The sequence below is a fragment of the Pseudomonas cuatrocienegasensis genome, from assembly GCF_900110925.1.
GTDB lineage: Bacteria > Pseudomonadota > Gammaproteobacteria > Pseudomonadales > Pseudomonadaceae > Aquipseudomonas > Aquipseudomonas cuatrocienegasensis.
Genome location: NZ_FOFP01000012.1, coordinates 146,812 through 172,413, shown reverse-complemented (window position 1 = coordinate 172,413; position 25,602 = coordinate 146,812). Strand labels below are relative to the sequence as shown.

Genomic DNA, 25,602 nt, shown 5'->3' with positions numbered 1-25,602 from the left:
ATCGAAAAACGGCAGCTCGTAGCCTGGGTCGAGCGAAGCGACACCCGGGACACCTATTCCCGGGTATCGCGATGCTCAACCCAGGCTACCGGCTGTATGGGCGATGCTTCAGCGCTTGGCGATGATGTACACCGCATGAATGATGCCGGGGATATAACCCAGCAGCGTCAGCAGGATGTTCAGCCAGAACGCGCCGGCAAAGCCGACTTGCAGGAAGACCCCCAGCGGCGGCAGCAGAATGGCGATCAGGATGCGGATCAGGTCCATGAAAAAACTCCTTGTTCAGTAAATCCCGGCGCTTGGCGCCGGGCAGGTCTCGAATCAGACAGCGAAGCTTTACACAGGGTTCAGGTAACGCGCCCTGATGCACTCAGGGCGCGCGACTACTCCACGCTATAACCCAGGGTACGCGGCAGCCACAGGGCGATTTCCGGGAACACGGCCACCAGCAGCAGCGCCGCGCCCATCACCACCACAAACAGCAGCGCCCAGCCGATGGTCTGCTCCAGGCGGATCTTCGCCACCTCGGCGGTAACCATCAGGTTGATCGCCACCGGCGGAGTGAACTGGCCAATGGCAATGTTCATGGCCAGCAGAATGCCGAACCACACCGGGTTCCAGGCGAAGTGCTGCATCACCGGGATCAGGATCGGCATAAGGATCAGGTAGATGGAGATGGCATCGAGCAGCATGCCGGCCAGCAGCACGGCGAGCATCACCAGCGCCAGCAGCACCCAGCTGTTGTCCGACAGCGAGATCAGCCACTCGGCCAGGTGGCGGAAGGTGCCGAGCATGGTCCCGGCCCAGGCGAAGATGCCGGCCAGGGCGATGATCAGCATGACCACGCCGGAGATGATCGCCGACTCACCGCAGAGCTTCCACAGGCTGCGCCAGTCCAGCTCGCGGGTGACCAGCAGGCCGACCAGCACGCCGTAGGCCACTCCGGCCACTGCCGCTTCGGTGGGGGTGAACAGGCCACTGCGCAGACCACCCAGGATCAGCACCGGGGCAAACAGCGCGGGCAGCGCCTGCTTGAAGCTCGGCCATAGCGGCGGGCGCTCGGCCGCCTCCGGCGACTCCCAGCCATAGTGGCGCGACAGCAGCCAGGCCGGCAGCAGCAACACCAGACCGGCGAGGATGCCGGGGAACAGGCCGGCGGCGAACAGCGCGCGCAGGTCCACGCCGGGCACCACGATGGAGTAGAGGATCAGCGCAATCGACGGCGGGATCAGAATCGCCGTGGAGGCCGATGCGGCGATCAGGGTGGCCGAGAACGGCTTGGGATAACCCGCCTTGGTCATGCTCGGCAGCATCACCATGGCCACCGCAGCGGCATCGGCCGGACCGGAGCCGCTCATGCCGCCCATGATCAGGCAGACCAGCACCGCGACCATCGCCAGGCCACCGTGGCGCGGGCCGATCACGGCCTGGGCAAAGCGCACCAGGCGCAGCGCTACGCCGGCTTTCTCGAACACCAGGCCGGTGAGGATAAACAGCGGAATGGCGATCAGCGGGTACTTGGCCACGCCGTTGTAGGTGTTGGTGCCCAGGGTCGCGAGCATGTCCGGCGAGAGGCCGGCGAGGATGCCGATGGCGCCAGACAGACCCAAAGCGAAGGCCACCGGCACGCCCAGCAGCAAGAGGGCCAGGAAGCTGGCGATCAACCAGAAATCAGGGCTCATCGCCGACCCTCCCGCGCAGGCGGTCCAGGGTCATCTGGCTCAGGCGCACGGCCATGCACAGGCCGAGAATCGGCAGCCAGACCACGTACCACCAGTTCGGTAGGCCCAAACCCGGGGACTCGGACTGCCACTGGTATTCCTCCCAGGCGAACTGCCCGCCAAACCACAGCACCAGGCCCAGCACCAGCATGCTGGCCAGCCATTGCAGGAGGATCAGCGGCGTACGCAAGCGCGGGAACAGGCGTTCGAGAAAGCCGATGCGGATATGCCGGTTACGCCGCAGCGCCACCGAGGCGCCGGCAAAGGTCAGGATCACCAGCATAAACACCGAGATTTCCTCGGTGAAGGCGAATGAGGCATTGGTGAAGTAACGCACCACCACGTTGGCCAGGCTGATCAGGCTGATGATCACCAGGGCCAGGGTGGCCAGTACGCGCTCAAGCGGCGCGTCCGTTTCTGTAGTCATGGAATTCTCGCAACCAGCGAGCGCCGCGTAGGGGCGCCCGGACGGCAGATCAGGGCTTGGCGATGGCGCTGCGGGCGGCGTCGAGCAGCTCGCTGCCGACCTTGTCGGCCCACTTTGTGTGCACGCTTTGGGTAGCATCGACGAAGGCCTGGCGCTCGGCATCGCTCAGCTCGACCACCTCGACACCACGGCTGCGGATGTCGGCCAGACGCTGGGCCTGCTGGCCGCGCGACAGTTCGATCTCCCACTTGCCGGCGTCGATCGCGGCTTGTTCGAGCAGCTCACGGTCGGCCTCGGGCAGGGTTTTCCAGACGCGCTGGTTGACCGCGAAGATCAGCGGGTCGGCCATGTAGTGCCACAGGGTCAGGTACTTTTGCCCGACTTGGTCGACACGCGCCACGTCGAACACCGACAGCGGGTTTTCCTGGCCGTCCACGGCACCGGTGGTCAGCGCCGGCTTGGCGTCGGCCCAGCTCATTTGCGTGGGGTTGGCGCCCAGAGCGCTGAAAGTGTCCTGGAACAGCGGCGAGCCGACCACACGGATTTTCAGCCCCTTCAGGTCGGCTGGGGTGCGCACCGGCTTGGCCGAATTGGACAGCTCGCGAAAGCCGTTCTCGCCCCAGGCCAGGGGCATGATGCCGCGCTGCTCGATGGCGGCGAATGCCAGCTTGCCGGCCTCGCCCTGGGTGATGGCGTCCAGGTCGGCGTTGTCGCGCATCAGGAACGGCATGGAGAACAGGTTGAGCTCCGGCACCTGGGGCGACCAGTTGATGGTCGAGCCCACGGCCATGTCGATCAGCCCGGAGCGCATGGCGGAGAATTCCTTGGTCTGATCACCGGCTACCAATTGCGCGTTGGGGTACACGCGCAGGGTAATGCGCCCTTCGGAGCGCTCATTGACCAGGTCGGCCCACTTTTGCGCGGCCTGGCCCCAGGGGAAGGCGTCGGACAATACGGTGGATACGGAATATTCACGGGCCTGGGCAGTCGCACACAGGGTGGTCAGCGCAGCGCCGGCAGCGAGCGCGGCAAAGAGTCGCTTGAGTTTCATCGGGGGCGTCCTTGTATGGATCTTGGTCATTGTCGTTATGGCCTCGGACAAACCGGGGCGGATCCAGCGGCGAGCGGATGGCTTGCCAGGCGCGCCAGGTCGGCACGCAAAGAGGGACACAGCAGGTGTCACGGCTGCCGGGCAGGCCTTGTGGGCCAACGGCAGATGCCCGCAGGTTAGGCGAGCCGCCCAACTATTCCAGAAGCGCGCGGCGAATGCCATTCGTCCAACGGGTAACGCGAGTTTCTATTCCCGGGTATCGCTGCGCTCCACCCAGGCTACGGGACTGCGAGCCAGGTAGCCTGGGTTGAGCAACGCGATACCCGGGACAGGTTCTGGAGCGCTACGCGGCCCCATCGTCCCAGCCACCTGGCTCCGGCCCGCAACGCCTTGCCCTGTGCGCGAGCCGCCACCCATAATCGCCGGCACCTGATTCTGGATGCTCCGCCATGGCCATCTCTCGCGACGACCTCGACCAGCACGGCCTGATCATCGGTGTGTCGCCCGAGCGTTTTCGCGCGGTGGCCATGCCGCTGTTGTTCGATCACCTCGATGCCCAGTGCGAGGGCACCATCGCGGTCAATCGCCAGGCGCGGATTGTCTGGATCAACGACAAGTACGCGCAGAAGGTCGGCATCGCCGACCCGCGTACCGCCCTGGGCAAGGCCATCGAAGAGGTGCTGCCGGCCAGCCGCCTGCGCGAAGTGGTAGAGAGCGGCCAGCCGAGCATGCTCGACCTGATGGCGTTCGGCACGGAGCATTTCGTGGTCACGCGCATTCCGTTGCGCGACGAGGACGGCACCCTGGTTGGCGCCCTGGGCTTCGTGCTGTTCGACCGCGCCCGCCACCTCAAGCCGCTGATGGCCAAGTACGACAGCCTGCAGAGCCAGTTGCTCGCCACCCAGCACGAGCTGGCCAAGGCACGCCGGGCGCGCTACACCATCGCCGGGTTTATCGGCGCCAGCCCGGCGGCCAGCGAGGTCAAACGCCAGGCACGGCGTGCGGCGCAACTGGATGCCACGGTGCTGCTGCGCGGCGAAACCGGCACCGGCAAGGAGCTGCTGGCCCAGGGTATCCACAACCTCTCGCCACGGGCCAACGGCCCCTTCGTCGCGGTCAACGTAGCGGCCATTCCGGAAACCCTGGTCGAAGCCGAGCTGTTCGGCACCGCGCCAGGCGCCTTCACTGGCGCCGATCGCAAGGGCCGTATCGGCAAATTCGAGGTGGCCAACGGCGGCACCCTGTTCCTTGATGAAATCGGCGACCTGCCGTTGCCGCTGCAGGCAAAGCTGCTGCGCGTGCTGCAGGAGCAGGAAGTGGAGCCGCTGGGCGCCAACCAGGTCAAACCGCTCAACGTGCGGGTGATTGCCGCCACCCACATCGACCTGGAAGCCAAGGTCGCTGCCGGGCAGTTTCGTGGCGACCTCTACTACCGTCTGAATGTGCTGGATGTGCGGGTGCCGCCGCTGCGCGAGCGGGTCAGCGATATCCCCGCGCTGGTCGAGCACCTGCTCGACGACATCGCCAACCGCGCCGGGCAGCCACCCATGGAACTCGACCCGCACGCCCTGGCCCTGCTCGGCGCCCAGCCCTGGCCCGGCAATGTACGCGAACTGCGCAACCTGCTGGAGCGCGCCCAATTGAGCGCCGAAGGCCGACTGAGCGTCGAGAGCCTACGCCCGCTGCTGGTCAACCCGGTCACGCCGGCGCCAGACAGCCCGCCGCCGGCGCCGGCTCACATGCCGCAGACATTGGCCGAGCACCTGGCCAATGCCGAACGCCAGGCCTTGCTCGAGGCCCTGGCCACAGCGGCTGGCAATCGCCAACAGGCCGCCGAACGCCTGGGCATCTCCCGTGCAGGTTTGTACGCCAAGCTGGCGCAGCATGGGCTGGGGCGACGCGGCTAGCGCCGGTGCGTCTCAGGTCGTCGCGGTGGCGCCACTGAGGCTGATGGTGCGATTACGCCCCTGTTGCTTGCCGCAATACAGGCGCTGGTCGGCGCAGCGATAGAGTTGCTCGACGGTCTGACCATCGGCGGGCCACTCGGCCAGGCCCAGGGTCACGGAGAGTTCGATCTGCTGCTCGCCATATATCAACGGTTTGCTGGCAATCTGCTCACGTAACAGGTCGACCAGTGGCTCGGCAGCGGCGTGCCCGGTATCACGCAACAGCAGGCCAAATTCCTCACCGCCCAACCGCCCCAGGGTATCGCTGGCCCGCAGCCGCTCACTCAGGGTGATGCAGATATGCCGCAGGGCCTGGTCACCGGCATCGTGCCCATACTGATCGTTGACCGTCTTGAAGTGGTCGACATCGAGAATCACCAGCACCAGCTTGCTCTGGTTGCGCTGCGCCTCGCGAATGCTCTGCTCCAGGCTCTGCTGGAAGCTGCCACGGCTGGCTACACCGGTCAGCGCGTCGGTGCGCGCCATGCGCTGCAACTGCTGGTGGGCGCTGGCGCGACGGGTTTCGTAGAGGTGGACAAAGACCAGAATCATCACCCCACAAAACACCGCATTACCCAGGTCGATCAGGCCCTCGGCATCCAGGCGTACGGGGTAGGTGTAGAGGTAGAGCCCAAGCGCCCCGAGCACAAAGGGCAGCGATATCAGGCTGCCGCGCTTGCGTCCCAGCAACAGGTAAGACAGCACGGGAATGCTGTAGACCCAGACAAAGGCGGTCTTCGAGGCATTGGGGATGACGATGATGTACAGCAAAAAACTGAAGGTCGGCAGCAGGTAGAGGTAGATCCAGGGCAGCAGGTTGCGCACCCTGACGATCCGCCAGGCGCCCCACAACAAGACCCCGGTACATACCAGCTCAAAGCTGGCAAACAGGTAGTTGCCCGCCATGAATTGCAGCGCACAGAACACCCCGAGGGTTAGCCCGGTGGCGGCAAAGATCAGGCGGATCAGCGAACGCTGGCCGACATCCTGCAAGTCGTCTACGGCAGCACCAGTGTCACTGCCCGCATTGGCTGGTGATCGGAAAAACATGGCCAGGCGCTACATGGGTGGCGGAGTGATGGCTCACTGTGCCTGAAAGACGGCCCGATTAGCCAGCGGGCAACAGCACCTAAATACGTGCTTATGACCGGCACAATTTCGCCATCCAGATAGAACCTGCCCCGGGTATCGCGCTGCTCAACCCAGGCTACAAGGTAGGGCGCCCACAGCTGACTGATGCTCGCGATCCAGTAGCCTGGGTTGAGCGCAGCGATACCCGGGAATGGCCGGACTTGTATACGCAGATATTCCAGATTCTTGGAATATCTGCCCTGCCAACATCCACATTTCTGGACTTATTCCAGAATACAAGACACTCGCCCCTGCCTGCATTGCCCTCCCCATGACGCCTAAAAACTCCCCCACCCCATAAGCCATAGGCCTTTCACCGGCCTCAACAAGCACCATAAGCACGCCTGGCACAACTTTCGCTCTAGCCTTGTCCACGACGTGCCGCGGTTGCCTGACTCACCGACCACGTCCACCGGCGTCGCCCTAGGGTCTGTTCCCGTTTCGTTCGCGGCCGCGCCGGAGCCAGTTTTAGCGCGAGGCAAGGCACGAGATGCGAAGTTTAGCCGGCTAAATGAGCCATCGAGAAACGCAGCATCGCGCTAAAACGGGCCCGGCCCTGCGGGTTGCGCGCAAAATCTCGCCATGCGTTGTTGGAGGACTTGGCAAGGGAACACCATTCCCTGCGTCCTCCGCCTAGCCTGGCGAGATTTTTCGCAGCAACGCGGCTTGCGACGAAACGGGAACAGACCCTATAGCGCTGCTTAAAACAACAACAAAAGGAACCAGCCATGGGTACCCTCGGTATTCTGATTTCCCTCGCTCTGTTGATGTACCTCGCCTACCGCGGCATCAACGTGTTGATCCTCGCCCCGCTTCTCGCATTGCTGGCCCTGCTGTTTGCCGGCGATATCGGTCTGCTGCTGCCCACCTACACCCAGGTATTCATGAAGGCCATGGGCGGCTATGTGATCCAGTTCTTCCCGCTGTTTTTGCTCGGCGCGCTGTTCGGCAAGCTGATGGATGACTCGGGATCTGCCCGCGCCATCGCCCAGGGCATAGTCGCCAAAGTCGGCAGCGAACGGGCGATTCTGGCCATCGTGCTGGCCTGCGGCATCCTCACCTACGGCGGCGTGTCGCTGTTTGTCGTGGCCTTTGCGGTGTACCCGATTGGTGCGGCGCTGTTTCGTGAAGCGGGCATTCCCAAGCGGTTGATTCCGGGTGCCATCGCCCTCGGCTCGTTCACCTTCACCATGACCGCCCTACCCGGCACCCCGGCGATTCAGAACGCCATTCCCAACCCCTTCTTCGGCACCGATGCCTTTGCCGCGCCGGGCCTGGGGGTGATCGCCGGGCTGATCATGTTCGGCCTCGGCACCTGGTGGCTCACCGCCCAGTCGCGCAAGCTGATGGCTGCCGGCGAAGGCTACGGCGAACATCGCGATGACCCGGTCGCCGAGGACAACCGGGCAATCCCTGGCTTCTGGTTGGCGCTGCTGCCGATCTTCGTGGTGATCGCGCTGAACTTTCTGATGGCCAAGCAGATTCTGCCGAACCTCGACACCAGCTACCTGGCCAAGCCGGAATTCGGCGGCCTGCAGGACGCCAAATCGCTGATCGGCATCTGGGCGATCATCGTCGCCCTAAGCGCAGCGATCCTGCTGTTGATCGCCATGCACTGGCAGCGCTGGATGGACTTGAAGAAGAGCGTCAACGACGGCGCCTTCGGCTCCATGCTGCCGATCCTCAACACTGCCGCCGAGGTGGGTTACGGCACGGTGATCGCTTCTCTGGCGGGCTTTGTGATCATTCGCGACCTGGTGCTGGGCGTCTCCAGCAACCCGCTGATCTCCGAAGCGGTAGCGGTGAACATCCTCGCCGGCATCACCGGCTCGGCCTCCGGCGGTATGTCGATTGCCCTGAAGACCCTCGGCGAGCAGTACCTGAGCATGGCCAACGCCGCCGGCATCAGCCCAGAGCTGCTGCACCGCGTCGCCGCCATGGCTTCCGGCTGCATGGACACTCTGCCGCACAACGGCGCGGTGATCTCGCTGCTGGCGATCTGCAAGCTGACGCACCGCGAGTCGTACAAATTTATCTTCGTCAACACCGTGGCCTTCCCGATGGTGGCGCTGGTGGTCGTTATCACGCTCGGCACACTATTCGGTAGCTTCTGATGAGCTTTGTAGGATCGAAGGGGGCGCCTAGCCTTTATTCGCGAGATCGTGGAAGCGCTGCAAGCGTCGCGGCTAACGCGGAACGTCAATCGGTCCCTCCCTTGCAGCCTGGCATTACGCCACGAGGTTGTTTCTGCGACTTCCACGAGTACCCGCTATGAGCAAGATCATAAGCGCCGCCGCTGCGGTAGCGCGTATCCCGGACAACGCCAACCTGGCCACGGGCGGCTTTGTCGGCATCGGCTTCGCCGAGGAAATCGCCATCGCCCTGGAGCAGCGCTTTCTCGCTGAACAGGCCCCGCAGGGCCTGACCCTGGTGTATGCCGCCGGCCAAGGCGACGGCAAGGGCCGTGGCCTCAATCACCTGGCCCATGAAGGCCTGGTGCGGCGGGTGATTGGCGGCCACTGGGGCCTGGTGCCGGGGCTGCAGAAGCTGGCGGTGGATAACCGCATCGAGGCCTACAACCTGCCCCAGGGGGTTATTTCCCAGCTGTACCGCGACATCGCCGCCGGCAAGCCGGGGCAGTTGTCGCGGGTCGGCCTGGGCACCTTTGTCGACCCACGCCACGGCGGCGGCAAGCTCAATGCACGTACCACCCACGAACTGGTGCGGCTGATGCCGATCGATGGTGAGGACTACCTGTTCTACCCGGCCTTTCCTATCCATGTCGGCATCGTGCGCGCCACCAGCGCCGATGCCGACGGCAACCTGTCGTTCGAGCGCGAGGCGCTGACCATCGAGAGCCTGGCCATTGCCATGGCCGCACACAACTCCGGTGGCCTGGTGATCGCCCAGGTTGAGCGCATCGTCGAGCGTGGCTCGCTGAATGCCCGTGAGGTGAGGATCCCCGGCATTCTGGTCGACTGCGTGGTGGTCGCCGACCCGGCCAACCACCAGCAGACCTTCGCCACCGCCTACAACCCGGCCTTCGCCGCCGAGGTGCGAGTGCCGGTGGACAGCCTCAAGCCCATGCCGCTGGACGTGCGCAAACTGATCGCCCGCCGCGCCGCCCTGGAGCTGCGCGCGGGCAGCGTGGTCAACCTGGGCATCGGCATGCCCGAAGGCGTGGCGGCGGTGGCCGCCGAAGAAGGGGTGATCGACCTGCTGACCCTGACCGCCGAGCCCGGCGTGATCGGCGGCGTGCCGGCCTCGGGGCTGGACTTTGGCGCAGCGAGCAACCACAGCGCCCTGCTCGACCAGCCTTACCAGTTCGACTTCTACGACGGCGGCGGGTTGGACCTGGCCGTGCTGGGCCTGGCCCAGGCCGACGCGGCGGGCAACCTCAACGTGTCGCGCTTCGGCTCGCGCCTGGCCGGTGCCGGCGGCTTTATCAATATCAGCCAGAACGCCAAGCAGGTGGTGTTCGTCGGCACCTTCAGCGCCGGTGAGCAGGACATCCGTATCGAGGATGGTCAGCTGCGCATCGTCAAAGACGGCGCCACACGCAAGTTCGTCGCTGAGGTCGAGCACCGCACCTTCGCCGGCCGCCTGGCCGCCGAACACGGCCAGCCGGTGCTCTACGTCACCGAGCGTTGCGTGCTGCAACTGACGGTTGCCGGCCTGGAACTGATCGAGGTGGCGCCGGGGGTGGACATCCAACGCGACATCCTCGCGCGCATGGATTTCGCGCCCATCGTGCGGGACCCGAAACCTATGGATGCACGGCTGTTCCAGGCCGAGCGCCTGAACCTGCGCGACGCCCTGGGGCGCCGCGCCTGACCGATTGAGTGTAAACGCGGGTCGCCTGGCGTGGGCCCGCGTCTTTTTCTTTGCTGCAGCGGCCAGCTCGCAGCTGTCCTTAGGGTCTATGCCCGCCATCTTCACTGGATAGTCACTCAGGTTTCATAGACGCGTGCAGCCATATGCCCGCCTCATCCGATTGGCACTTAAGCATCGCTTAGGGCCTGTTGACGTTTCGTTCGCGGCCGCGCCGAGCCCTTCGGGTGGGGCCGCTTAGGTTGCGCGCAAAATCTCGCCATGCGTGGTTGGAGGACTTGCCAAGGAAACAACGTGGACGGCGAGTCCATCCCCTGCACCCTGCGCAAACCCTATGGATGGGGTGAATGCCGCAAGGCCGCCGGGAGCGGGCGCGGCCTTGCGGAGCGCCGCCCGGCCTGGCAAGTTTTTTCGCGGCAACGCGGCTCAGGACGAAACGTCAACAGACCCTAACACCACTACAGGCTATTTTTTCTCGGTATTAGAGAAAGACAAGACACGTCCTGGCGCCAAGTGCCGATCAGGGAATTTGCCTTGAGCAGGTGCAATCAATTGCGCTTTGCGTGAATCCCAGCGCCAGTAGGTGTGGTTGTTAAGTCGGGTGCCACCCCACCAATAATCGACGATGGCCAGGTCGAGCAAATCGCGCTTACCGGAGACCAGGGCCAAACCCGCCACGGAGAGCGTGAATCGGCAGTCAAGCAATTCGCTCAGGTTCGCATCAAATGCGCCGATGCGAGGCAGTTCCTGACCTTGCTGTTTATTCACAACACGGCAAAGGCCTAGCCTGAGAAACTCCCTCAGCCATATGCGGGTCTCCAGATCACCCATAAAGTGCGAAGTATCGCTATCGCCAACGGCCTGCAGCACTTGGCCAAAAGTGGGTTCAGCTCTACTACTCAAAAAATCAAGAACACTCCAGGCCGTACGGCTAAGGCCCCTATCGACCGATGGCAGTTCTTGCAAGGCGCGGAAAACGGCATAACGCAAGTAGGGGAGCGCCGATAAATCTTCGCTGAGCAGGCCGACCCATTGCTCTGGAGTGGAATGCGTATATGCGTTCCAGGCGTTTAGCGCAGTACTCACAACCTCCTTTGTTACAGGGCTCGTGCTCGTGTACAGCTGATGAGGCGTCCAATACTTCGACAGTTGCCCACCCAACAGTACGATACAGTGATGAAGTACGGTCTTTTCGATCAAACCGTCCTGAGTAGTCAGCCACGCCAACCACTGAACGAGCAGCATCTGCTCGTGAGGCGTAGGGTCACAGAACACCTCAATTCTTGCACAGCCATGGAGCTTTCTTGAAAGCTCGTCGAACGCTTCTTTTACGTAAACATCACCCACAGCCAGTAGCTTCGACTCAAAGGTGCGACTCCGCCCTCCTGCGCGCATCTTATCGCGTTGGTCCAGGAAAGATGGAATATCCAAGGTGCGGGGTGCCGGTTCGCCTGAGAGCACATGCTTAAGAGATTCGACCGCACCCGTAACGCCAGACACCTTGAGCATGCCGGCACTCGAAACATGAAAGGTCAAGTTCACGACAGACTTAGTCATGACTCACCCCTGACACCCTAAAAAAAACGGCCAAGCGCCTGCATAGCATGATCATCATGGAGGCCCTGCAATAATTGTATGGGTAGGCTCTGAGAACGCCTTTGTTCGACCCTCCTCTGTGCCCCCTGATCAACGACTGGACGGGGGAAAAACCTCAACGCAGCATTGCCAATCACTGCTGCACAGCTCAAATAAGCACGCACCGCTTTATGGCCCTGAAAGTGGCCATGTCTTTCGTCCTAGGTTCACAGATGTAACAGCGCCATCCAGAACAAAAAATCCGCAACAGCCCTACTTCGCTCGCCTTCCGCTCAAGCGCAACATGCGAAACCACCCAGGCCTGGCAGTACGCCGAGACATGGGCGATCAGCCTGGTCAAGAAGGGCAATAGGTGCGCAAGCAAACGGAGGAATTTTCGGGCTGCATAGGCGCCTGCTAGCGCGTGGGCCCGCGTCTTTTTCTTTGCTGCAGCGGCCAGCCTAGCTCAATCCAGCGCCGGCTCGAAGCTGTCGGCACGGGCCATGCGCCACATGCGCTGGTAAAACTCCCCTGCCACCTGGCCGTCGAGCAGTTCGCCGGGGGCGAGGAACACATGCTGCTGGGAAAACAGCTTGATCTCGCTGGCGGACATCCGCTGCACCAGATGCTTGGCGTCGATCTGCGCCGGGTGCTCAAGGCCCGCTGCGGCGAGCATCTCGGCCAGGGCTTTGAGCGTGTTGCGGTGGAAGTTGTAGACCCGCTGGGCCTTGTCCTCGACCACCAGGGCGCGCTGGCGCAGCGGGTCCTGGGTAGCCACGCCGGTCGGGCATTTGTTGGTGTGACAGGACTGCGACTGGATGCAGCCGATGGCGAACATGAAGCCGCGCGCCGAGTTGGCCCAGTCGGCGCCGATGGCCAGCACCCGGGCGATGTCGAAGGCGCTGACGATCTTGCCGCTGGCGCCCAGCTTGATCTTGTCGCGCAGGTTGCTGCCGACCAGGGTGTTGTGCACGAACAACAAGCCCTCGCGCAACGGCACACCGAGGTGGTCGGTAAACTCCAGCGGCGCCGCGCCGGTGCCGCCTTCCTTGCCATCGACGACGATAAAGTCGGGCAGAATACCGGTCTCCAGCATGGCCTTGGCGATGCCCATAAACTCCCAGGGGTGGCCCAGGCAGAACTTGAAGCCCACCGGTTTACCGCCGGACAACTCGCGCAGCTGGGCAATAAACTGCAGCAGCTCGATCGGGGTCGAGAAGGCGCTGTGGCGCGACGGTGAAACGCAATCCTCACCCATGGGCACGCCACGGGTGCTGGCGATTTCTGCCGTGATCTTGTGCTTGGGCAGGATGCCGCCATGGCCCGGCTTGGCGCCCTGGCTGAGCTTGATTTCGATCATCTTCACCTGCGGGTCGCGCGCCTGCACGGCGAAGCGTTCGGGGTCGAAACGACCTTCTGCGCTGCGGCAGCCGAAGTAACCGCTGCCCAGCTCCCAGACCAGATCACCGCCGTGTTCGCGGTGGTAAGGGCTGATGCTGCCTTCGCCGGTGTCATGGTAGAAGTCGCCGAGTTTCGCGCCCTGATTCAACGCACGAATGGCATTGGCGCTGAGCGAACCAAAGCTCATCGCCGAGACGTTGAACAGCGAGGCAGAATAAGGCTGGCGACACTGCGGCCCGCCGATCTCCACGCGAAAACTACAGGGGTCGCTCAGCGCCGCCGGGCGCATGGAGTGGCTGATGAACTCGAAACCGTTCTGGTACACATCGCGCAGGGTGCCGAAGGGCTTGTCGGCGCCCTCGTTCTTTGCCCGGGAATAGACCAGCGAACGTTGCGAGCGGGAAAACGGCAACTGCTCGGCATCGCCTTCGAGCAGGTACTGGCGAATTTCCGGGCGGATACCTTCGACCAGATAACGGATGTTGCCGAGGATCGGGTAGTTGCGCCGCACCGCATGGCGCTTCTGCAGCAGATCACCGATGCCCACCAGGCTCAGCACAGCGCCCAGCAGGGTGAACGGCCACAGCCATTCATGCTCAAGAAACAGCAGGCTGACCAGGGTAAACAACACACAACAGGCGAAAAACGCGTAACGGCTGAGCAACGACAGGTTCATGCAGGCTCCGTCTGATCTGGGCGCAAAGATGCCACTCTAGCAGCCTCGGCGAAGCTGCCAGCACCACGGGGGTCGCCTTGGCGCGGAAAGATCGCTGGGACCTTAGCCAGATCCGCAGGGTCTATAGTCATCCGTTCATTTATCCGAGGAGTTCACCATGAGCAAGGTCCACCGCGTCGCCGTCCTGGTCGGCAGCCTGCGCCAGGCATCGATCAACCGTAAACTCGCCCTGGCCCTGGCCGAGCTCGCGCCGCCATCGCTGCAGCTGGAAATCGTCGAGATCGGCGACCTGCCGCTGTACAACGAAGACACCGATGTCGCGCCCTACCCGGCCGCTTACCAACGCTTTCGTGAGCAAGTGGGCGCCGCCGACGCGCTGCTGTTCGTCACCCCGGAATACAACCGCTCGATCCCTGCACCGATGAAGAACGCCATCGACGTCGGCTCACGGCCCTATGGCAAAAGCGCCTTCAGCGGCAAACCCGGCGCCGTGCTCAGCGCCTCGCCTGGCGCAATTGGCGGCTTTGGCGCCAACCACCACCTGCGCCAGTGCCTGGTGTTTCTCGACGTGCCGGTGCTGCAACAGCCCGAAGCCTACCTTGGCGGCGCGGGCTCGTTCTTCGATGAGCAGGGCGTGCTGAGCGACAGCATCAAACCCTTTCTGCAGAAGTTTATCGACGCTTATGCCGGGTGGGTTGCCAAGCACGCGGCCTGAGCATTTCGGCCGATTCAACCGGGGCGCGTCGTCACGCGGCGCGGCCTCGCTTGCCACCTGGCGAGCGTTCCCGGGTATCGCTGCGCTCAACCCAGGCTACTGACTGACGAGCGTACCCGGGTGTCGCTGCGCTCGACCCAGGCTACTGACCCCGCGGCCTGCGGCGGATTTATGCGCATTCCAGACGCCCAGATCAGCGCGGTTCGATGCGGTAGGTAAAGGTGTTTCTCACATTGGCCACTGCCACGGCGCGGCCTTCGATGATGCGCGGCTGGTAGCGAAAGCTCTTTGCCGCATTCAGCGAGGGGCGGATAAACAGCGGGTGGCAGTCGCTCTCGGCTTCGGGGTTTTCCACCCGTCCCTGCGCATTGACGGTGTAATGCACGGTGCATTGGCCTTCGAGGCCTTTGTCCAGAGCGCGCTGCGGGTAGCTCGGCGCCTGTTTGGCGATCGGCAAATACTGGCGGCTGGCGGCCGCCGCCGCTTCAGCCTGGCGTGCGCGCTCGGCTGCGGCGGCCGCGGCCTGTTCGCGTTGTTCGGCTAAGCGCTGCTCGGCCTGGCGTTGCTGCTCCTGCTGCGCGAGGGCCTCGGCCTCGCGGCGCTGGCGCTGCTCATCACGTTGTTGTTCTTCGCGCAGACGTTGTTGCGCCTGTTCACGCTGCGCTTGCTCGGCGCGCTTGCGTGCCAGCGCGGCTTGCTCAAGACGCGGCGGCTCGACCACCGGCGCGGGCTGAACGGATGGCGGTGGCTGTACCGGGGCGGGGGTGGGCTCGGCAAGCACCGGCGGTACGGGTGCGGGCGGTGCCAGGGTAAGCAATTGCAACTGCACGGTGCTGATCTGCGGCACTTCGGGCTGGCTGACCTGCCACTGGGTCAGCAGCAGTGCCCCCAGCCCGAGGTGCACGGCCAACGCCACCGCCAAGGCGCTGCAGCGGCGGTGCCACTGATGTGTAGGCGGTGGCGCGTGCCAGGTGGTGGGCGTAGCGGGCAGGGCCAGGTTGCTCATTGCGGCGCCTCGGTGATCAGCCCCAGGCTGCTCACCCCGCCCTGCTGCAAGGCGGCGATGCCGGCCACTACGCTGGCGTAGTCGGCGGCCTGGTCGGCGCGGATATACACCTGGGTATCGCCCTGTTCGGCCACCAACTGGCTGACCCGTGTGCTCATCTGCGCCAGGTCCACCGCCTGTTCGCTGGCCTCGCCCAGTTCGGTGTCCAACTCGCTGCCAAGGTTCCAGTAGTAGCTGCCGTCGGCCTGTACCGAGAGGGTCAGGATGCGCTGCTGGTTATCCGTGGGCAGCGCTTCGGCGGCGACCTTGGGCAGCTCGATCTGCACGCCCTGAATCAGCATGGGCGCGGTGACCATAAAGATCACCAGTAGCACCAGCATCACGTCGATATAGGGCACCACGTTCATCTCGGCCTTGGGCCCGTGCTTGCTCTGTGGCCTGCGCATGGCGATCCCCTCAGGCCGCTGCGGCGAGTGTGCCGCCGCCCGTGTGCAAGTGGCGATGCAGGCGGCCCTGCAGCTCGTTGCCAAAGCCGTAATAGCGCACGCTGAGACTGGCCACGCGGGCAGAGAAACGGTTGTAGGCGATCACCGCAGGGATGGCCGCGAACAGGCCGATGGCGGTGGCGATCAGCGCTTCGGCGATCCCCGGCGCGACCGTGGACAACGTCGCCTGCTGCACCTGGGACAAGCCGATAAAGGAGTTCATGATGCCCCAGACGGTGCCGAACAAACCGATGTAGGGGCTCACTGAACCGACGGTGGCGAGCAGCGGCAGGCCTTTCTCCAAGCGTTCTTCCTGCTCGGAGATGGCCACCAGCAGGCTGCGCTCGACCCCCTCGACCACCACCTCGCTGGCAATACCCGGCTCGCGGCGCAGGAGCTGGAACTCGCCATAGCCGGCCTGAAACAGGCGCTGCACGCCGGCGTCTTCGTCGGCGGTGGCGCTGCAGTCGCGCTGCAGCTGGGCCAGGTCGGCGCTGCCGCGCAGGCGCTGGACAAAGGCATTCGCCTCACGCTCGCTGCGGCGCAACACGGCGCTGCGCTGCACGATCAAATACCAACTGGCCAGCGACGCCAGGACCAGGCTGAGCATCACCGCCTGCACCAGCAGGCTGGCGTCGCTGATCAGGCCCCAGACGGTCATCTGTTCGAGTGAACTGTGCATCTTCGACTCCTTGGCTTGCCGCACCCGCCATAGACGGCGGGCGTCATTTCATTGCAGTGAGCGGCCCCGTAACCGGGGCCGTGGGAGGGGCTTTAGCCGCGAGCTTTTCGCTTCACGGCTGCAGCCCCCGTAGCCCCGGATTGCATCCGGGCTACCAGGCCCGCTATTCCAGACCCAGGGCCTCGGCCACCGCGCTCCAGGGCAGGTATTTGTAGTTCTGGCGGTCTTCGGGCATGCGCTTGCGCCCGTCCTGCACCACCAGCATGCCGGCGCTCCAGATGCCGCCGAGGTTGGCTGAAGTAACGTCCAGGCCGTCGGTTTCCGAGGCGCCATCGATGCCCAGTTGCGCGTTCAGGCCGATGCGAAAGGCGCCGCGCACGGCATAGGGCGCTGCCGCATCGAGCACCACATAGCTGTCGTTGCCCTGGCTGGAGATCACCAGGTAGTCACGCGTTGCGCCCTGATAAATCGCCAGACCTTCAATGTCGTCATGCACCACATCGCCGACTGCAATCACCTGTTCAAGCTGAGTGGGCGCCTCAGCGCGAGCATCCAGCGCCCAGACCGCGACATCTTCTTCGCCGACAAACAAGCGCTGGTTGCGGTCATCGGCGACGCAACCTTCCGGTTGGCTCGCCACCTTGAACTGGCGCACCAGCTCACCACGGATACGGCCATCGTCTGCACTCAGGCGGTACTGCAGAAAGGTGCCGTCCTTGTCATTGGGAATTGCATAAATCGCCCCGGCGGCATCCTTGAACATGCACAGACCGTAGATGTCCTTGAGCGGCGTTGGCAGCTTACCCAGGTTGCGCAACTCGCCACTGCGGCGGTCGATGGCAAACAATTGCAGGCTGTTCTGATCACGGTTGCTGGCTACGGCCAGGTCGACCCGCTCGCCATTGAGGTCAAAGCCGGCCCGTACATCGACGTTGTTCATCCGCCCTAAGCGCAGGTCCTGCAGCTGCTTACCGGCCAGGTCATAGGCCAGTAGGCCGCCCTGCTTATCGGTGCCCAATACGCGGCTCTTGCGCGGGTCACTGGGGTGCACCCAGATCGCCGGGTCGTCGGCGGCATCGCCCAGACTCGGTACCGGATCGGTTTGCACCTGTACCGGCAGAATCGGCAGTGCTGCGTGCGGCTCAGGGGCTTGCGCCTGCCAGGCCAGCTGCCCGTGCTGCAGGCCGTCGTCATCGCGCACCAGTAACTCCAGGCCGCCTGCAACAGCACGCACGCTGAGGCCTTCAGGCTCATTCAGCTTGCCCAGGGGCAGCACCGGCTGGGCCTGCCAACCATCGCTGGAGCGCTGATAGCGGTGCAGGCTGTTGCTTTCCGGGTCCAGCGCCAACACCCCGCCCGGTACCACGGCCATACCGGCGAGCGCCTTGCCGATATCACCGAACGGCTGCACCAGCCCCACCGGCTCGCGCACCAGATCCGCCTCGGCATGGGCAGCGTAGGCCCACAGGCCGACGTTTTCTTCGTTGACGTACAAGCGCTCAGCCAGATCATCGACCTGGCAATACTCGCTGGCCGGCGGCAGACTCATGCCGCGCACGCGCTTGGGCGTTGCCAACGGCACTTCGTTCTGAGCCACCAGCCACTGCTCGCCGATGCCTTCCTCGCCAATCAGAAAGACAAACTCGTTGTGCGCCGCATCGCGGTACAGGCACAGGCCATCAATCTTGTAAGCCGGACGCGGCAGGTACAGCGGCTCGCCCCAGCGCTGATTCGCCAGGTTGACCAGCATGGCCTGCTGGCGGTCGACATCCAGCGCTGCCACCAGCAGACCGCGAGGGCCGACGCGATGGTCGATGCTGGCAAAAGTGCCTGGCAATTGGCTCAGGGTCGCGCCCTGGCCATCGAGCACAAACAGCCCCTTTTTCTCGCTGCTCTGCAAGCGCTCAGCTCCTGGCCAGAAGCTGTCACTGGCCAGCCATTGCGCCGCCTCGACCGCGCCCATGTCTGGGCTGGCAAGCGCCTGCAGGCTCAGGGCTGCAGCGGGCTTATCGGCCACTGTGCTCTGGCAGGCGCTCAAGGCAATCAGGCTGGCGAGCAACAGGTTTTTCTTAACAAACGAAAGGTGCATACGGGTAAATCCTTACTGAAAACCTAACCGCCAGCCGGGCACGCCCGAGGCGCGCCCAGCCGACACACAGATCAGAAGTGGGTGAAGGTCAGGCCGAGCTTGTAGGTCGGGCCGTACTCTTCGTACTGGGCGTTGAAGTCGCGGCGGCCGCTGTAGACGTAGTAGGACTCATCCGTCAGGTTCTGCGCCTGGAAGGTCAGCTGCAGCGCAGGGGTGAGGAAGTAACCGGCACTGAAGTCGACGAATAATTGCTCATCGGCGTAGAGGTCATGGGCCTTGTCGTCGATAGCCGCGACTTCGGCCAGGTAGCTGGATTTGTAGTTGGCCGACAGGCGCAGGCTGAGTGTGTCGTCTTCCCAGCCGAGCATCAGGTTGCCGACCGTATCCGACTGGTTCGGCAGGTCTATGCTGCGCGACTGGCCTTGCCCTTCGATCTTCGCATCGGAGCGGCTGAAGGTGGCGTTAGCCCCCACCAGCAGCCCGTTCCAGGGCGCGGGTAGCCAATCGAATTTCTGTGAGTAGGCCAGCTCCAGGCCATACAGCTCGGCACTTTCGCCATTGGCAAAGGTGTTGGCCTCGGCAAAGTCGGCCCAGATACCTGTGCCGCCCAGGTCGGTGTTGTAGACGAAGCTGTCGATGTCCTTGTAGAACACGAACGCCGAGACCACGCCGGCACGGCCCATATAGTGTTCGATGCCAAAATCGAGGTTCATCGACTCCAGCGGATCAAGCTCCGGGTTACCGAAGCTGGCCTCGTCGCCGTCGATCACGAAGCCCGGCGCCAGTTGGCCAAAGGTCGGCCGCACCACGGTATTGGTCCAGGCGGCGCGCAGCTGCGTGCTGGGGTTGAGCTGGTAGCGCGCATGCAGACCCGGCAGCCAATGCTCATAACGCGTGTCGCTCTTGGTGTCCTCGAAGACCCCATCGCGAATGCCGCTGCCCTTGGCCTCGAACTCGGTGCCCTCGTAGCGCACCCCGGCGATAAAACGCCAGTCGTCGATGTCGAGGCTGTTCATCAGGTAGGCGGCGTTGATGTCTTCGCTCATCTCGAAGTCATTTACCCGCGACTCTTCTTCGTTATAGAAGTCGTCTCTGTTCAGACCGCCGAGCAGGCGCTCGATGGCCTTGTCGCTGATACCGGGACCAAAGCGGCCCAGGCCGTAATCCACGCTGCCCTTGGTGAACTGGCCAAGGTTGAGGTCGGCATCGCTCAGGCCGACATCGCCGAGGTCCTCGTACTTCCAGGCTTCCAGGTCATTGTCTTTTTCCCGACGGCTGAGCTTGCCGCCGAACTTGACCTGGGAGGCATAGCCGCTGAGGTCATAGTCGCGCGCCAGGTCGAGCTTGATGTTCTTCTCGGTGTCGGTGGTCTTCTGTTTTTCCCACTCGACCTCGCTGAGGGTGAAATTGTTCGGGTCGTAGAACGCCGAGTCGATATTCAGGTGCGGCTTCTTGGTGTTGCTGAAACCGGCATCGGCAAAATCGTCATTACCTTCGAAGGTCGCCCCGGCAATACCTTCCGGGCTGTCTTCGCTGGAGCGGCTGAAACCGGCCTGGGTTCCGATGGTCCACAGGCCGAGCATGCGCTCGCCGCCCAGCACGTAGGACTGCACTTCCTGGGTTTCTGTGCGGCTCTTCAGCTCGCGGTAGCCTTCGGCATCACCGCTTTCGCCCGGCAACTGCGCATCGGCAAACTCGATGCCGGCAGCGTTGCGGGTTTCAGTGTCCTTGTAGCGGCTATACAGGGTGCGCAGGTAATAGCTGGAGAGGTCATCGGGCTTGTAGTCGAAGTTCAAGCCAAAGCCGGTGCGCTCGCGGGTAATGGCGTAGTTGCGCTGCTCCAGCTCTTCCAGCCGGGTGCCGTTATCGAAGTTCCAGGCGCCGCCGGTTTCGACGTTATCCGAACCAAAGTCGCGCTCCTGCCAGCTCAAGGCGGCGGCCACGCCGAAGTTGTCGATGCCATCGCCCAGGCTGAAACGATCACTGATCGCGCCGGAAAATTTCGGGCTGGTTTGCTCGGTGTTGTCGTCGTAGCTGCCTTCGGCGCTGCCGGTGTAGAACAGTCCGTCATGGTCGAAGGCCGAGAGGCTTTCCACTTCCACCGTGCCGCCGAGGGAGTTGGCGTCCATGTCTGGGGTCAGGGATTTGACCACCGTCAGCGACTGCACCAACTCGGAAGGCAGTACATCCAGGGCCACGGCGCGGCGGTCACTTTCCGGTGAGGGCACCAGGGTGCCATTGATGGTCACACTGTTCAGGTCCGGGCCGATGCCACGCACGCTGACAAAACGCCCTTCACCCTGGTCGCGCTCCACCGACAAACCGGGTATGCGCTGCAGCGCCTCGGCGGCGTTGTCGTCCGGCAGCTGGCCGATGCCGTCGGCGTGCACCACGCTCTCGACGTTATCGGAACTGCGTTGCTCTTTCAGCGCCTTGTCGATGCTGACGGCCTGGCCGACCACCTCGACATGCTCCAGAACTAACGGCTCCTCGGCGAGGACGCCAGTGCTGGCGACAATGGCCAACGTCAACGTGCTGATGCGAAAGCCCGCATAGCGGGTGCTGCTGTGACCTAGGCGCATGGCCTGCTCTCCCCAAGAGTGAAATCCATCGGCACAGAGGCCGAGTCGCTGGGAGCGCAAGCTAGGTGGGGCGGATGACGCTTCGGTGACAGGGTTGCGGCATGGGCGGCGAAATGCCGGGTTTTAAAGGCCATGGCCCAGACAGATGAGCTGAAAAGACCTGACGCGGCGCGCCTCGGCAGCGGGCTGCCTGCTCGTGGCGAGTGGTGCGTGGCGGCTGAACGGCGGCGGGTTGGTGCGCGCGGCGCACCCTACGGCCGGGCGCAGCAAAAAAACGTGCAGCTTGGCTGAGCCGAATCGACCTCCCCCACTGCAACCAAAGTGTCACAGGTCTCTGCTCTGCTGGCCGTCATTGAAGCCTGCGGAACCCACCCGATGCCGCCCTTGTTGAAATTCCACGCCTGGAAACTTGCCGGTTTGTTACTGCTGGCTAACCTCGGGCTGCTCGCGCACCTGATCGCCGGCAACATCAAACCCACCAGCGAGTGGGACTGGACAGATATCTTCGGCGAGGGCGGCTCGACGCTGCTGGTGCTGCTGTGGATCGGCCTGCTGCTCAAGAGCCGCCCCGCCGGGCGGGTGACCAGTCTGCTGTTCTGCGGCCTGGCGTGTCTGTTCTTCTCGCTGTGGATGGACTCCATAGACGAGTTCGTGCAACTGCCGGCGGGCGTCAACTGGGACAAATGGCTGGAGTCCGGGCCGATGCCGGTGGGCTTTATCCTGGTGACCCTGGGCATCTACCACTGGCACCGTGAACAACTGGCAATCAGCGCGCAGATGGAAAAGCGCGAACGGCTGTTCCGCGAACACCGGCTGTTCGACAAGCTCACCCCGCTGGGCGCCGCCGACTACCTGCGTCTGCAGGTGCAACAAGCCCTGCAGCAGAGCCGTGCAGAAGGTCAGCCGTTGAGTCTGGTGATCCTCGACCTGAATGATTTCGACCGCCTCAACCGCGAGCACGGTCACGCTGAGGGTGATTCGGTGCTGCAGAGCCTGACCCAGTTGCTGCTGCTCAACCTGCGGCGCCAGGACCTGCTTTGCCGCCTGGCCGGCGACCGCTTCGTCGCGCTGCTGCCGAGCACCGGTGCGCAGCAGGCGCAGCAGATCGCCAGCGAACTGCAGGACGCGGTGCGCCACCTGGCCTACCGCAGCCAGCGCAATGGCGAGCGCCTGCACCTGGTTGCCGCCGTGGCCAGCGTGCTGGCCCAGGACGAAGACGGCGACAGCCTGCTCAAACGCCTCAACCTGGCCTTGGCCCGCGCCAAGCAAACACCCGCCGCGAAGCGCGCCTGAGGAATCCAGCATGGCCGTCAAGGGCAGTTGGTACGAACGCGACAGCCGCTTTATTGCCGCCCATCACCAGCCTGCGCTGCTGCTCGACCTGGCCCTGGCTCGCGAGCTGGACAGCCATCGCCTGCTGCGCGGCAGTGGGCTGTTCCACGAGGACATTCTCAGTGGCCAGGCGCGCATCAGCCCGCAGCAGTTTTTGCAGTTGATCGACAATGCCCGCCGCCTGCTGGATGCCGATGACAGCAGCTTCCTCTTCGGCCAACGTCTGCTGCCCGGCCATTACGGCGCCGCCAGCCAGGCCCTGCAGCAAGCCGGCAACCTGCACCAGGCGCTCACGCTGCTGGTGCACCTGCGCGCCCTGCTCAGCCCGCTGCTGGCGCCGCGCCTGGTGCTGGATGAGCAGCACGTCCATGTGGTCTGGCTGGACGCCTGCGGCTGCGGCGAGCAGCGCCGCTTTATGCTCGAGGCGAGCATGACCGCGCTGGCTTCCTGCAGCCGCTGGCTGGCCGGCGAGCGCCTGCCCTGGCAGTTCGAGTTTGCTCACGAACAGCCGCGCTATATCGAACAGTATTGGGTGCACCTGGGCGAAGACGTGGCCTTCGCGCGCCAGGTGGACATGATGAGCCTGCCCCGCGAGTACCTGGCGCGACCCTGGGCCGGTGCTTCACTCACCGCGCGCCAGGTGGCCGAGCACCAGAGCCTGGCGCAGCTCGAGGCCCTGGGATTTTCCGCGGGTCTGCTCGACCGCCTGTATGCCCACCTGCGCACGCACATCCGCGAGGCGCCGAACCTGGACAGCGTGGCGCAGGCCTTCGCCATGAGCCCGGCCACCCTCAAACGCAAACTGGGCAAGCACGGCAGCCATTTTCAGGAGCAGCTCGACCTGGTGCGCAAGCATGTGGCGCTGTACCTGTACCGGGTCAAGGGCTACAGCAATGACGAGGTGGCCGCCTACCTGCAGTTTCACGACAGCACCAACTTCCGCCGCTCGTTCAAACGCTGGACAGGCTTCTCGCCCAGTGCCTTGCGCCAATTGCTTGGTTGAGCGCGCGCAGTCGGCGGCCGGTATAAGGTGCTGAGGCAATTAGAGAGGGGCTGTGGGAACAACTGGCTTTTCTGGGAGCGAGAAGTACCCAGAAAAAAGAAAACCCCGCCGAAGCGAGGTTTTGCAGACTATGTCCTGACATCCTTGATCAACTCGCCATCCTGGCGGCTTTCCAACGTATCCTTTTTAAAAGCTGCGCTTCCTGCGCGACGTCCTTGAGACAAATAGTATTCCTGCGCTCTATTCGCCGATAGAGACGAACAGCAGCACAGCATGTAAGCCAAAGCTTACAAGCCTCATTTGCGGCTTTATCTGCCAGACCCTAGACTCGGGGCTGTCCTACAAAAACAACAGCAGGCCGCCAGCCATGGCAGTCGAACGGGGCCTTATCTCATGCGCGCAGTTGCTTTCGCCTTCGCTTGCCTGGCGGTCGTTGCCAGTCCGCCCTCACTGGCCGCTGGCCAGGACCAGATTGCCGACACCAAAGCCAGCGAGCAGCTGTTCTGGAGCCAGCTCTACCCGGCCGGGGGTACTACCTTGTACTGCGCCCGGCGCTTCGCCGGCCCGGACCAGCAGGTGACGGCCAGCGCGGTGTACAGCGCCCGGCAGATGAAAAACGCACTGCGCTGCGTCACCGATCGCCAGTGCAGCATCATGAACCCGCGCTACCCGTTTATCGTCGCAGACCTGCATAACTACTACCCGGCGCTGAAGAGCGTCGAACGGGCCCGGCGCAACGCCCAGTTCGCGGATGTGGCAGACAGCCAAAGCGGCACCTTCAGCGACCTCGACTGTGAGCTGAAGACTGGTTTTCAACGCCTCGAACCCAAGGATGCCGCCAAGGGCAATATCGCCCGGGCGATCTTCTACATGCACCAGGAATACGGCCTGCCCCTGATCGGCGATCTACCGATGCTGCAACAGTGGAACCGCATGGACCCGCCCGATGCCGAGGAGCATGCGCGCAACGAGAAAATCGGCGCATTGCAGGGCACGCGCAACCGCTTTATCGACGACCCGGCGCTGGCGGATCAGTTGGCGGCTGACTAGGGGCTCAGGGCAACACCCGTACGTAGCTTGGTGCGCAAAGCGCACCCTACTTTCTGTGGGTGTGCAGCGAGCGCAGCTTGTAGCGCGCGCCAGGGTGGATCAGCCGTGCGTAGCTGATCAGGTGATCGTCCGACCAGGTGCGGCGGATCACGCTCAGGCAGGGCATAAGCGGGTCGATCTCGAGCAGCTCGGCGATGAGCCCATCGGCCGGGACCGCTTCCACCACATGCTCCACGTCCGAGATCGGGCAACTGGCCACCAGCACCTCGTTGGGCGTCTGCTGGGTGAAGTCGGTGGCCAGGTAATGCGGCACCCAGCGCGGGTTGACGAAGCGGTCCTCCAGCTGGATCGGCAGGCCATCCTGCAGGTGTACCAGCACACTGTGAAACACCTCCGTGCCCAGCCGCACGCCCAGGCGCAGCGCCACTTCATCATCAGCCGCCACCGCTTCGCAGCGCAGCACGCGGTTGCCATAGACGTGGCCACGCTCGCGCACTTCGCTGGCGATATTCATCACCTCATGCAGCGAAGACTCGGCCTTGCGGTCGGTGACGAAGGTGCCATGCCCGGCCTGGCGCACCAGATACCCCTTCTGCACCAGGTTCTGGATCGCCTTGTTGGCCGTCATGCGGCTTACGCCGAAGTCGCGCGCCAACTGCTCTTCCGGTGGGATCTGGTGATTGACCGGAAACACGCCGCCCTGGATACGCTCCAGCAGGAACGCCTCAATGGCTTTGTAGCGCGGGGTTGTACTGCTCACTGCGGCTCCTTGGAGTTACACCCGAAACGCAGATGATAGCCTCCCCTCTCGCCCGCGCGTAGGAACAACTGCCGGCAATTGCCGCGAACCAAGAAACTGGCCGGCTTGCTGCCGACCTGTTGGTGTGAGGCATTTAGTA

General features: G+C 63.7%; 20 protein-coding genes. 7 read left to right on the top strand and 13 right to left on the bottom strand.

Annotated elements, in window-relative coordinates; all coding sequences use genetic code 11:
• Positions 1-108: 108 nt before the first annotated feature.
• From BMW49_RS17010 to BMW49_RS16995, 4 genes are all read right to left on the bottom strand, one after another.
• Positions 109-267: a YqaE/Pmp3 family membrane protein gene (locus BMW49_RS17010; RefSeq protein WP_069519279.1), complete on the bottom strand. Its 159-nt coding sequence runs from the start codon at positions 265-267 to the stop codon at positions 109-111.
• A gap of 116 nt (positions 268-383) precedes the next feature.
• Positions 384-1,682, bottom strand: a complete 1,299-nt coding sequence (locus tag BMW49_RS17005) for a TRAP transporter large permease (RefSeq protein WP_069519280.1) — start codon at positions 1,680-1,682, stop codon at positions 384-386.
• Complete coding sequence (locus BMW49_RS17000; RefSeq protein ID WP_069519281.1) at positions 1,672-2,148, bottom strand: TRAP transporter small permease; 477 nt, start codon at positions 2,146-2,148, stop codon at positions 1,672-1,674. The genes BMW49_RS17005 and BMW49_RS17000 overlap by 11 nt, the downstream gene beginning before the upstream one ends.
• Before the next feature lie 49 nt (positions 2,149-2,197).
• On the bottom strand, positions 2,198-3,199 hold the full coding sequence (locus BMW49_RS16995) for a DctP family TRAP transporter solute-binding subunit (RefSeq protein ID WP_069519282.1): 1,002 nt from the start codon (positions 3,197-3,199) through the stop codon (positions 2,198-2,200).
• A gap of 449 nt (positions 3,200-3,648) precedes the next feature.
• Between BMW49_RS16995 and BMW49_RS16990 the strand changes: the two genes are divergently transcribed.
• Complete coding sequence (locus BMW49_RS16990) at positions 3,649-5,106, top strand: sigma-54 interaction domain-containing protein (protein ID WP_069519283.1); 1,458 nt, start codon at positions 3,649-3,651, stop codon at positions 5,104-5,106.
• A gap of 12 nt (positions 5,107-5,118) precedes the next feature.
• Here the strand turns inward: BMW49_RS16990 and BMW49_RS16985 are convergent, their stop codons facing one another.
• Entirely contained in the window at positions 5,119-6,195 is a 1,077-nt protein-coding gene (locus tag BMW49_RS16985; protein WP_069519284.1) for a GGDEF domain-containing protein, read from the bottom strand.
• Positions 6,196-7,004: 809 nt separating this feature from the next.
• Between BMW49_RS16985 and BMW49_RS16980 the strand changes: the two genes are divergently transcribed.
• Together BMW49_RS16980 and BMW49_RS16975 are read left to right on the top strand one after the other, a co-directional pair.
• On the top strand, positions 7,005-8,390 hold the full coding sequence (locus BMW49_RS16980; protein WP_069519285.1) for a GntP family permease: 1,386 nt from the start codon (positions 7,005-7,007) through the stop codon (positions 8,388-8,390).
• A gap of 157 nt (positions 8,391-8,547) precedes the next feature.
• Positions 8,548-10,110 carry an acyl CoA:acetate/3-ketoacid CoA transferase gene (locus BMW49_RS16975; RefSeq protein WP_069519286.1) on the top strand — a complete coding sequence of 521 codons (1,563 nt, stop codon included), beginning with the start codon at positions 8,548-8,550 and terminating at the stop codon, positions 10,108-10,110.
• Positions 10,111-10,572: 462 nt separating this feature from the next.
• Here BMW49_RS16975 and BMW49_RS16970 read toward each other — a convergent pair whose 3' ends face one another.
• Both BMW49_RS16970 and BMW49_RS16965 read right to left on the bottom strand, forming a co-directional pair.
• Complete coding sequence (locus BMW49_RS16970; protein ID WP_069519287.1) at positions 10,573-11,664, bottom strand: hypothetical protein; 1,092 nt, start codon at positions 11,662-11,664, stop codon at positions 10,573-10,575.
• A gap of 484 nt (positions 11,665-12,148) precedes the next feature.
• Positions 12,149-13,759, bottom strand: a complete 1,611-nt coding sequence (locus tag BMW49_RS16965; protein ID WP_069519288.1) for an FMN-binding glutamate synthase family protein — start codon at positions 13,757-13,759, stop codon at positions 12,149-12,151.
• 157 nt (positions 13,760-13,916) lie between these two features.
• Between BMW49_RS16965 and BMW49_RS16960 the strand changes: the two genes are divergently transcribed.
• Positions 13,917-14,474, top strand: coding sequence for an NADPH-dependent FMN reductase (locus tag BMW49_RS16960; protein WP_069519289.1), 558 nt, complete (start codon positions 13,917-13,919; stop codon positions 14,472-14,474).
• Positions 14,475-14,667: 193 nt separating this feature from the next.
• Here the strand turns inward: BMW49_RS16960 and BMW49_RS16955 are convergent, their stop codons facing one another.
• From BMW49_RS16955 to BMW49_RS16935, 5 genes are all read right to left on the bottom strand, one after another.
• Complete coding sequence (locus BMW49_RS16955) at positions 14,668-15,480, bottom strand: energy transducer TonB (protein WP_069519290.1); 813 nt, start codon at positions 15,478-15,480, stop codon at positions 14,668-14,670.
• A complete protein-coding gene (tolR, locus tag BMW49_RS16950; protein WP_069519291.1) occupies positions 15,477-15,926 on the bottom strand; it encodes a protein TolR in 450 nt (149 codons plus the stop codon). Before tolR ends, BMW49_RS16955 begins: the two co-directional genes overlap by 4 nt.
• 10 nt (positions 15,927-15,936) lie before the next feature.
• Positions 15,937-16,647 (bottom strand): protein TolQ, encoded by a 711-nt coding sequence (gene tolQ, locus BMW49_RS16945; protein WP_069519292.1) that lies wholly within the window; start codon positions 16,645-16,647, stop codon positions 15,937-15,939.
• A 163-nt stretch (positions 16,648-16,810) separates the two neighbouring features.
• Positions 16,811-18,736, bottom strand: coding sequence for a phytase (locus BMW49_RS16940; RefSeq protein WP_069519293.1), 1,926 nt, complete (start codon positions 18,734-18,736; stop codon positions 16,811-16,813).
• Between the two features lie 71 nt (positions 18,737-18,807).
• Positions 18,808-21,318, bottom strand: coding sequence for a TonB-dependent receptor (locus BMW49_RS16935; protein WP_069519294.1), 2,511 nt, complete (start codon positions 21,316-21,318; stop codon positions 18,808-18,810).
• Between the two features lie 375 nt (positions 21,319-21,693).
• Here BMW49_RS16935 and BMW49_RS16930 point away from each other — a divergent pair, with 375 nt between their 5' ends.
• The 3 genes from BMW49_RS16930 to BMW49_RS16920 all read left to right on the top strand — a co-directional run bounded on the left by BMW49_RS16930 (position 21,694) and on the right by BMW49_RS16920 (position 24,703).
• Positions 21,694-22,611 carry a GGDEF domain-containing protein gene (locus BMW49_RS16930; protein ID WP_069519295.1) on the top strand — a complete coding sequence of 306 codons (918 nt, stop codon included), beginning with the start codon at positions 21,694-21,696 and terminating at the stop codon, positions 22,609-22,611.
• Positions 22,612-22,621: 10 nt separating this feature from the next.
• The gene (locus BMW49_RS16925; protein WP_069519296.1) at positions 22,622-23,653 is read left to right on the top strand and encodes an AraC family transcriptional regulator; all 1,032 of its coding nucleotides are present in this window, start codon (positions 22,622-22,624) and stop codon (positions 23,651-23,653) included.
• 393 nt (positions 23,654-24,046) lie between these two features.
• The gene (locus BMW49_RS16920) at positions 24,047-24,703 is read left to right on the top strand and encodes an endonuclease (RefSeq protein WP_069519297.1); all 657 of its coding nucleotides are present in this window, start codon (positions 24,047-24,049) and stop codon (positions 24,701-24,703) included.
• Positions 24,704-24,749: 46 nt separating this feature from the next.
• Here the strand turns inward: BMW49_RS16920 and hutC are convergent, their stop codons facing one another.
• Positions 24,750-25,463 carry a histidine utilization repressor gene (gene hutC / locus BMW49_RS16915; RefSeq protein WP_069519298.1) on the bottom strand — a complete coding sequence of 238 codons (714 nt, stop codon included), beginning with the start codon at positions 25,461-25,463 and terminating at the stop codon, positions 24,750-24,752.
• Positions 25,464-25,602: the final 139 nt, after the last annotated feature.

Excerpts from the sequence above, each read along its gene's own strand:
- BMW49_RS17010 (WP_069519279.1), bottom strand. The coding sequence starts at position 267 with ATGGACCTGATCCGCATCCTGATCGCCATTCTGCTGCCGCCGCTGGGG.
- BMW49_RS17005 (WP_069519280.1), bottom strand. The coding sequence starts at position 1,682 with ATGAGCCCTGATTTCTGGTTGATCGCCAGCTTCCTGGCCCTCTTGCTG.
- BMW49_RS17000 (WP_069519281.1), bottom strand. The coding sequence starts at position 2,148 with ATGACTACAGAAACGGACGCGCCGCTTGAGCGCGTACTGGCCACCCTG.
- BMW49_RS16995 (WP_069519282.1), bottom strand. The coding sequence starts at position 3,199 with ATGAAACTCAAGCGACTCTTTGCCGCGCTCGCTGCCGGCGCTGCGCTG.
- BMW49_RS16990 (WP_069519283.1), top strand. The coding sequence starts at position 3,649 with ATGGCCATCTCTCGCGACGACCTCGACCAGCACGGCCTGATCATCGGT.
- BMW49_RS16985 (WP_069519284.1), bottom strand. The coding sequence starts at position 6,195 with ATGTTTTTCCGATCACCAGCCAATGCGGGCAGTGACACTGGTGCTGCC.
- BMW49_RS16980 (WP_069519285.1), top strand. The coding sequence starts at position 7,005 with ATGGGTACCCTCGGTATTCTGATTTCCCTCGCTCTGTTGATGTACCTC.
- BMW49_RS16975 (WP_069519286.1), top strand. The coding sequence starts at position 8,548 with ATGAGCAAGATCATAAGCGCCGCCGCTGCGGTAGCGCGTATCCCGGAC.
- BMW49_RS16970 (WP_069519287.1), bottom strand. The coding sequence starts at position 11,664 with ATGACTAAGTCTGTCGTGAACTTGACCTTTCATGTTTCGAGTGCCGGC.
- BMW49_RS16965 (WP_069519288.1), bottom strand. The coding sequence starts at position 13,759 with ATGAACCTGTCGTTGCTCAGCCGTTACGCGTTTTTCGCCTGTTGTGTG.
- BMW49_RS16960 (WP_069519289.1), top strand. The coding sequence starts at position 13,917 with ATGAGCAAGGTCCACCGCGTCGCCGTCCTGGTCGGCAGCCTGCGCCAG.
- BMW49_RS16955 (WP_069519290.1), bottom strand. The coding sequence starts at position 15,480 with ATGAGCAACCTGGCCCTGCCCGCTACGCCCACCACCTGGCACGCGCCA.
- tolR (WP_069519291.1), bottom strand. The coding sequence starts at position 15,926 with ATGCGCAGGCCACAGAGCAAGCACGGGCCCAAGGCCGAGATGAACGTG.
- tolQ (WP_069519292.1), bottom strand. The coding sequence starts at position 16,647 with ATGCACAGTTCACTCGAACAGATGACCGTCTGGGGCCTGATCAGCGAC.
- BMW49_RS16940 (WP_069519293.1), bottom strand. The coding sequence starts at position 18,736 with ATGCACCTTTCGTTTGTTAAGAAAAACCTGTTGCTCGCCAGCCTGATT.
- BMW49_RS16935 (WP_069519294.1), bottom strand. The coding sequence starts at position 21,318 with ATGCGCCTAGGTCACAGCAGCACCCGCTATGCGGGCTTTCGCATCAGC.
- BMW49_RS16930 (WP_069519295.1), top strand. The coding sequence starts at position 21,694 with ATGCCGCCCTTGTTGAAATTCCACGCCTGGAAACTTGCCGGTTTGTTA.
- BMW49_RS16925 (WP_069519296.1), top strand. The coding sequence starts at position 22,622 with ATGGCCGTCAAGGGCAGTTGGTACGAACGCGACAGCCGCTTTATTGCC.
- BMW49_RS16920 (WP_069519297.1), top strand. The coding sequence starts at position 24,047 with ATGCGCGCAGTTGCTTTCGCCTTCGCTTGCCTGGCGGTCGTTGCCAGT.